The following is a 7060-nucleotide window of genomic DNA, read 5'->3' as shown; positions in this document are numbered from 1 at the left end:
CCAGATGTGGAAGCCCGGTAACGGGTGGAGCTGACTGGTACTAATAGGCCGAGGGCTTGTCCTCAGTTGCTCGCGTCCACTGTGTTAGTTCTGAAATAACGAACAGCTGTGTCAACACCAGCATGTTCAAATTTCATAGTGTTTCGGTGGTCATAGCGTTAGGGAAACGCCCGGTTACATTCCGAACCCGGAAGCTAAGCCTTTCAGCGCCGATGGTACTGCAGGGGGGACCCTGTGGGAGAGTAGGACGCCGCCGAACAATCATTGTGGGAAAGCCCCGCACCTTATGGTGCGGGGCTTTTCTGCGTTTACGGGCATCTTTTGCGTAGGGTCGGGGGCATGGGCTACGACCTCGTCATCTTCGACAACGACGGCGTGCTGGTGGACAGTGAGCCGGTCGCCAACACGATCCTCGCCGGGTACCTCACGGAGCTGGGACATCCCACCTCCTACGAGGACTCGCTCCGCGACTACATGGGTGCCGCGGTGCACCGGGTGCACGACCTCGTGCTCGAGCGGACCGGGCAGCGGTTGCCGGCCGAGTTCGACGCGACCCTGCACGCACGGACCTTCGCCGCGTTCGAGCGGGAGCTGTCGCCGGTCGCCGGCGCCGTGGACGTACTCGGGGCGCTGACCGCCCACGGGGTGCCGTACTGCCTGGCCTCCTCCGGCAGTCACGAGCGGATCCGGGTCGGACACCGGGCGGCCGGGCTCGACGGGTGGTTCGAGGAAGAGTGGATCTTCAGTTCCCAGGACGTGGGGAAGGGCAAGCCGGCCCCCGACCTGTTCCTGCACGCGGCCCGGTCCATGGGCGTCGAGCCCGCGCGGTGCGTGGTGATCGAGGACAGTCCGCTCGGGGTGCGGGCCGCCGTCTCCGCAGGGATGGACGTGTACGGGTTCACCGCGATGACGCCCGCCGAGCGGCTGGCCGGGGCCACCGGTCTGTTCGGGGAGATGAAGGAGCTGACGGGCCTTCTGGAACTCCCTGCGTGATCTCTCTACCCACGGGTAGCCCGCGGGCCTACGCTGTGCCGCCATGACAGCTGATGTGCGGCTCCGCCGTGGGCGCGGGTCCCTGGGGTTCAGTTTCTTCGTGCAGGGCGTGACCTTCGCCCTCCTCGTGACGCGGATCCCCGCCATCCAGGACCGGTACGGGATATCCGACGGGCTGCTGCCCGCCTTCCTCGCCGCCGTGCCGATCCTCGCCGGAGCCTCGAGCGTCGCCACCGAGCACCTCGTGAAGCGGGTCGGGGCCGCCACCGTACTGCGGTGGGCGCAGCCGCTGGTCCTGCTCGCCCTGCTGGGTGTCGGTGCCGGTACGCAGATGTGGCACGCGGCGCTGGCGCTGGGGGCGTTCGGGCTGTCCGTCGGTGCGCTCGACGCCTCGATGAACATGCTCGGGGTGAGCCTGCAGCGGGCGTACGGGCGCAGCATCATGCTCGGCTTCCACGCCGCGTACAGCCTGGGCGGGATCGTCGGGGCGTCCGCGGCGTGGGCCGGGGCGCACTGGCACCTGTCGCTGTTCACCTCGTACCTGCCGGCCGTGGTCGTGCTGCTGCCGCTCGCGTTCCACGGGTCCCGGTTCTACGTCGACCGGCAGGACGCCGAGGACACGGCCGCCGCGGAGAAGGGGCTCGGGGCCGGCGGGTTCCGGCTGCTGCTGCCGCTGTGCGTGGTGATGGCCTGTGCGTACATCGGGGATTCGACCGTCTCCAACTGGAGCGCCAAGTACCTCCAGGACGTGCTGGGGAGCTCGGAGCAGCTGGCGACGGTTCCGTACAACGTGTACATGGTGACCACGCTGATCGGGCGGGCCGTCGGGGACCTGGGCGTGCGGCGCTTCGGGGCGGTGGCCGTCGTGCGGATCGGGACGGTGGTCGCGGCCGGCGGGTTCGCGGTGGTGGCGGCCGCGCCCGGCGCGTGGTCGGGGATGCTCGGGTTCACGATGCTGGGGATCGGGCTGTGCGTGATCGTGCCCCAGACCTTCGCCGCGGCGGGCCGGCTCTTCCCGGGCGCTTCCGACACCGCGATCGCGCGGCTGAACATCTTCAACTACGTGGGCTTCCTGATCGGATCGCCGCTCGTCGGCGGGATCGGGGACGCCTGGAGCTACCGGGGCGCGATGCTCGTGCCGATGGCGCTGGTCCTCGTGACACTCTTCCAAGCCCGCTCGTTCGGCGCGGAGGGCGCCCGATACGGTGTCGGGCATGAGCGGCGAGCCGGTGACCGGGCTGTTGATGTGGGACGAAGCGGTAACGGGGTATGACTTCGGACCGAGCCATCCGATGGACCCGGTGCGCCTGGCGCTGACCATGGGCCTGGTGCGCGCCTTCGGGCTGGACCGGGAGATGGAGGTACGGGCGGCCCGCCCGGCCGGTGACTCGACGCTGCGGCTGGTCCACCGGGAGGACTACGTGGCCGCGGTGCGCGAGGTGTCCGCGGATCCGGGGGCGGCCGACGGATCGTACGGGCTGGGGACGATGGACGATCCGGCCTTCCACGGGATGCACGAGGCCTCGGCGCTGATCGCCGGGCAGTCGGTGGCGGCGGCGGAGGCGGTCTGGCACGGGGAGGCCGAGCACGCGGTGAACTTCGCGGGCGGGCTGCACCACGCGATGCCGGGCGGGGCGGCCGGGTTCTGCGTCTACAACGACGCGGCGCTGGCGATCGCTCGGCTGCTGGAGCTGGGGGCCGAGCGGGTCGCGTACGTGGACGTGGACGTGCACCACGGGGACGGGGTCCAGACGGTGTTCTGGGACGACCCGCGCGTGCTGACGATCTCGCTGCACGAGCATCCGCGCACGCTGTTCCCGCAGACCGGCTGGCCGGAGGAGACGGGCGGGCCCGCCGCGGAGGGTTCCGCGGTGAACGTGGCGCTGCCCGCCGGGACCGGGGACGAGGGGTGGCTTCGGGCCTTCCACGCGACGGTGCCGGAGCTGTTGGAGGAGTTCCGGCCACAGGTGCTGGTGACCCAGCACGGGGCGGACACGCACTTCGAGGATCCGCTGGCGCATCTGGCGGTGTCGCTGGACGCGCAGCGGACGGTGCAGGAGGCCTGTCACCGGCTCGCGCACGAGTACGCGGGCGGCAGGTGGCTGGCGTTGGGCGGCGGCGGGTACGCGGTCGTGGACGTCGTACCGCGGTCGTGGACGCATCTGGTGGGCATCGCGGCGCACCGTCCGGTCGATCCGCAGGCGCAGGTGCCGCAGGCGTGGCGGGACGAGGTGTACGCGCGGACGCGGCAGCCGGCGCCGGCCCGGATGACGGACGGGCGGACGGTGGCGTGGCGGGACTGGGAGGCGGGCTACGATCCGGCCGACCGGATCGATCAGGCCGTTCTGGCGACGCGGCGCGCGGTGTTCCCGTTGCGCGGTCTGCTCACCTGAGGCCCGGGCGGGGCGAAGCATCGTTACGCCAACGGTGGGGCTGTTCCCGGGAATTGATGAGCGGCCCGGTGGTGTGCGGCAGCATCGGAGGGTGTTGAGCACCGGCGCGCTGCGTGCGCATCTGCTGGCCGCCCGGTTGGCCGGGCCCGTCGCCACGTCGCGGGAGGAGAGCCTGCGCAGCTACCGGTTGTTCGCGGCCCGGGATCCGCGGGTGCTGCTGGGGCTGGATCCGCAGTGGGGCTGGGGCGAGGGTGACCTGCTGAGGCTGATGGCGGGCAAGTGCGGGGTCTCGGCGGATCCGGCGCACGTCAGAGGGCCGGACGTGATCGATCCGGAGCTGACGCTGGCGGGTCTGGAGGCGTTCGCGGAGCGGCTGCGGGAGGCGGCCGGGGCGCGGTCGCCCGTGTTGTTCGGGACGGGTCATCCCCACCGACTCCTGGGGTTCTACGCCAGTTTGGCCCGGGCCCTGTCGGCGGCGGGATGTGTTGTGCTCACTCCGGCGCAGGGGGTCCGTGTCGACATGGCGACCCGGTTCGGCGTACGCCGGCACAGCATCGATTACGTACGGGGAGTCGCGTTGGTGCGGGAACCCGGCGCGCGGCCGCCGGGGAGTGCCACCGGCGTGCACACCCATTCACCGCTGCCGGTTCGGGTCGCGCTGGGGGCTCTGGCGGAGGCCGGCGGGCCCTTGCCGGAATTGGTGGTGGGGGACCACGGGTGGGTCTGCGGCGCAGGTCAGCTGGGTGTGGAGGCGATCGGGCTGGCGGATACGGACGACCCGGCGCTGTTCGTCGGCGAGGCGGAGGGCCGGGTGGCGGTGGCCGTTCCGCTTGATGACGCGGTGCACGCGGACTACTACAGACCGCTGATTCGCTATGTACTCGATCGGGCGAGACTGCCGGGTGCGCAGGAGTGGCCGTAGCTCCTCTTCCCCACTCGTATCACACGCCCCTACTCTGGGAGTGAGCGTGCGACGACGAGGAGTAACCGGAGGGGAAGCCGGTGCCCGTCATGCGCGGAAGGTCAAGGTGTGTCATGGCTGCTGGCGAGAGGCCTCTCAGTGAGGTCGTGTTCCTGACCGTGGCAGAGGTTGCCTCGGTGATGCGAGTGTCGAAGATGACCGTGTACCGCCTGGTGCATAACGGTCATCTGCCCGCAATCCGGGTGGGCCGGTCCTTCCGGGTCCCCGAAAACGCGGTTCACGAGTACCTCCGAGAGTCCTATGTGGGGGTGGAGTCGGCCTGAGATTGACCTGCGGTGTCCCTCGGATTACGGGCTCGGAGCTTGGGCGGGTAGGCTAGGCCGACGTAGGTCGTGTGGGCCCAGACGCCCCGCACCGATCTCCGCTAGCGCGGAGATGTTCCGAGAAGTGAGCGAGGGTAGTCGTGGGCTCTGTTATCAAGAAGCGGCGCAAGCGGATGGCTAAGAAGAAGCACCGCAAGCTGCTCAAGCGCACCCGCGTCCAGCGCCGTAACAAGAAGTAAACGGCAGCTGTACGTGTTCTCCGCAGCCCCTCCACCAGACTTTGGTGGAGGGGCTGCGGTGTAGCCGGGGGACGACGAGGAAGGCGCGGAGCTCGTGGGGAAGGTCGTGCTCGTTACCGGGGCTGCCCGGCAGCTGGGGGGCCGCTTCGTGCGGCGCATCCAGCGTGATCCCGAGGTCGCTCGGGTCATCGCGGTCGACGCGGCGGCGCCGCCGCACCGGCTCGGATCGGCTGAGTTCATCCGTACGGACATCAGGCAGTCGTCCATCGCCCGGGTGCTCGCCGAGCACGCCGTGGACACGGTGGTCCATCTCGCCGTGACCGGCGGCGGTGCGGGCGCGGGCGGCACGGGCAGTGCCGTCAAGGAAACCAACGTCATCGGCACGATGCAGCTGCTCGGGGCCTGCCAGAAGTCGCCGACGGTACGGCGGCTCGTGGTGAAGTCCAGCACCAGCGTGTACGGGGGCGCCTCGCGGGATCCGGCCGTTTTCACGGAGACCACGCAGCCCAAGTCGCTGCCGGCGGGAGGCTTCGCCAAGGACGCCGTCGAGGTCGAGTCGTACGTACGGGGCTTCGCGCGCAGGCGGCCGGACGTGGCGGTGTGCGTGCTGCGCTTCGCGAACATCCTGGGGCCGTACGCGGACTCCGCGCTCGCCGAGTACTTCTCGATGCCGGTGATGCCGACGGTGCTGGGGTACGACCCGCGGCTCCAGTTCGTGCACGAGGACGACGTCCTGGACGTGCTGCGGCTGGCGGCGGGGGAGCCCGGGCGCGGGACGCTGAACAGCGGGACCTTCAACATCGCGGGGGACGGGGTGCTGCTGCTGTCGCAGTGCGCGCGCCGGCTGGGGCGGCCGACGGTGCCGCTGCTGCTGCCCGCGGTGACGTGGGTGGGATCGGCGCTGCGGGCGGTGGGCGTCACCGATTTCTCGCCGGAACAGATCAGACTCCTGACGCACGGGCGGGTCGTGGAGACTTCGCAGATGCGGGAGGTGCTGGGATTCAAGCCCATGTACACGACCGTGGAGACGTTCGCCGATTTCGCGCGCAGCCGCGGGAAGGGGCTGCTGCCGCCGGAGCAGGCGGGGCAGGTCGTGGACCGGGTCGCCGCCGCGCTGAAGGTGGACGGCTCGAACGTCGGGGTTGCCGGAGCCGAAGAGGGAGCGCAGCGATAGTGGCGGATGCCAAGGTCATTCCGTTCGACGAGGACCGGCCGCGCCGGCGGGTCGCCGGGAGCCGGAGAGTACGGGCGGTGCCCGCTCCGGATCCGGTGGCGGAGGCCGCGCCGGCGGCCGTGGCGGAGCCCGCCGCGGTGGAGTCCGGCGGGGCGGCCTGGGACCGGCGGATCGCCGGCGGGCTGGCGTTCCTGCGGCGCCGGGTCACCGGGGACTACGAGGTCGACGAGTTCGGCTACGACAAGGAGCTGACGGACCAGGTCCTGATGTCCTTGATGCGGCCGCTGTTCGACAAGTACTTCCGGGTCGAGGTCAAGGGCATCGAGAACATCCCGGCCGAGGGCGGTGCGCTGATCGTGGCGAACCACTCGGGGACGCTGCCGCTGGACGGGCTGATGATGCAGGTGGCGGTCCACGACCACCACCCGGCGCAGCGGCACCTGCGGCTGCTGGCGGCGGACCTGGTGTTCATGCTGCCGGTGGTGAACGAGCTGGCGCGCAAGGCCGGGCACACGCTGGCGTGCTCGGAGGACGCCCAGCGGCTGCTGGAGGCCGGTGAGCTGGTCGGGGTGATGCCGGAGGGCTTCAAGGGGATAGGGAAGCCGTTCGGAGACCGGTACAAGCTCCAGCGGTTCGGGCGCGGCGGTTTCGTGTCGACGGCGCTGCGGGCGGGGACGCCGATCGTGCCCTGCTCGATCGTGGGGGCGGAGGAGATCTACCCGATGGTCGGCAACGCGAAGACCGTGGCCAGGCTGTTGGGGATCCCGTACTTCCCGATCACGCCGACGTTCCCTTGGCTGGGGCCGTTGGGGGCGGTGCCGCTGCCGACGAAGTGGACGATCCAGTTCGGCGAGCCGATCGCGACGGACGGGTACCCGCCGGAGGCGGCGGAGGACCCGATGCTGATGTTCAACCTGACGGACGAGGTCCGCGAGCAGATCCAGCACACGCTGTACAAGCTGCTGGTGCAGCGCAGGTCCGTGTTCTTCTGATTCCGGGACACGGCGCAGGCCCTC

General features: G+C 70.4%; 8 protein-coding genes and 1 rRNA gene. All 9 read left to right on the top strand.

Annotated elements, in window-relative coordinates; genetic code table 11:
• Positions 1-142 precede the first annotated feature (142 nt).
• The 9 genes from rrf to ACFY1T_RS04645 all read left to right on the top strand — a co-directional run bounded on the left by rrf (position 143) and on the right by ACFY1T_RS04645 (position 7036).
• A 5S ribosomal RNA gene (gene rrf, locus ACFY1T_RS04685) occupies positions 143-259 on the top strand.
• 80 nt (positions 260-339) lie between these two features.
• Complete coding sequence (locus tag ACFY1T_RS04680; protein WP_390786924.1) at positions 340-993, top strand: HAD family hydrolase; 654 nt, start codon at positions 340-342, stop codon at positions 991-993.
• Positions 994-1036: 43 nt separating this feature from the next.
• The gene (locus ACFY1T_RS04675; RefSeq protein WP_390786923.1) at positions 1037-2266 is read left to right on the top strand and encodes an MFS transporter; all 1230 of its coding nucleotides are present in this window, start codon (positions 1037-1039) and stop codon (positions 2264-2266) included.
• Complete coding sequence (locus tag ACFY1T_RS04670; RefSeq protein WP_390786968.1) at positions 2238-3386, top strand: acetoin utilization protein AcuC; 1149 nt, start codon at positions 2238-2240, stop codon at positions 3384-3386. The genes ACFY1T_RS04675 and ACFY1T_RS04670 overlap by 29 nt, the downstream gene beginning before the upstream one ends.
• Positions 3387-3477: 91 nt before the next feature.
• Positions 3478-4308, top strand: a complete 831-nt coding sequence (locus ACFY1T_RS04665; protein WP_390786922.1) for a phosphatase — start codon at positions 3478-3480, stop codon at positions 4306-4308.
• Between the two features lie 113 nt (positions 4309-4421).
• Positions 4422-4631 carry a helix-turn-helix domain-containing protein gene (locus ACFY1T_RS04660; RefSeq protein ID WP_158708561.1) on the top strand — a complete coding sequence of 70 codons (210 nt, stop codon included), beginning with the start codon at positions 4422-4424 and terminating at the stop codon, positions 4629-4631.
• Between the two features lie 140 nt (positions 4632-4771).
• On the top strand, positions 4772-4870 hold the full coding sequence (locus ACFY1T_RS04655; RefSeq protein WP_003948845.1) for a 30S ribosomal protein bS22: 99 nt from the start codon (positions 4772-4774) through the stop codon (positions 4868-4870).
• A gap of 94 nt (positions 4871-4964) precedes the next feature.
• A complete protein-coding gene (locus ACFY1T_RS04650) occupies positions 4965-6044 on the top strand; it encodes an NAD-dependent epimerase/dehydratase family protein (RefSeq protein WP_390786921.1) in 1080 nt (359 codons plus the stop codon).
• Entirely contained in the window at positions 6044-7036 is a 993-nt protein-coding gene (locus tag ACFY1T_RS04645) for a lysophospholipid acyltransferase family protein (protein WP_390786920.1), read from the top strand. Before ACFY1T_RS04650 ends, ACFY1T_RS04645 begins: the two co-directional genes overlap by 1 nt.
• Positions 7037-7060: the final 24 nt, after the last annotated feature.

The organism is Streptomyces sp. NPDC001194 (assembly GCF_042896985.1).
GTDB lineage: Bacteria > Actinomycetota > Actinomycetes > Streptomycetales > Streptomycetaceae > Streptomyces.
The sequence above is the reverse complement of the archived record's forward strand: the minus strand, read 5'-3'. Positions and strand labels throughout refer to the sequence as shown.

Excerpts from the sequence above, each read along its gene's own strand:
- ACFY1T_RS04680 (WP_390786924.1), top strand. The coding sequence starts at position 340 with ATGGGCTACGACCTCGTCATCTTCGACAACGACGGCGTGCTGGTGGAC.
- ACFY1T_RS04675 (WP_390786923.1), top strand. The coding sequence starts at position 1,037 with ATGACAGCTGATGTGCGGCTCCGCCGTGGGCGCGGGTCCCTGGGGTTC.
- ACFY1T_RS04670 (WP_390786968.1), top strand. The coding sequence starts at position 2,238 with ATGTGGGACGAAGCGGTAACGGGGTATGACTTCGGACCGAGCCATCCG.
- ACFY1T_RS04660 (WP_158708561.1), top strand. The coding sequence starts at position 4,422 with ATGGCTGCTGGCGAGAGGCCTCTCAGTGAGGTCGTGTTCCTGACCGTG.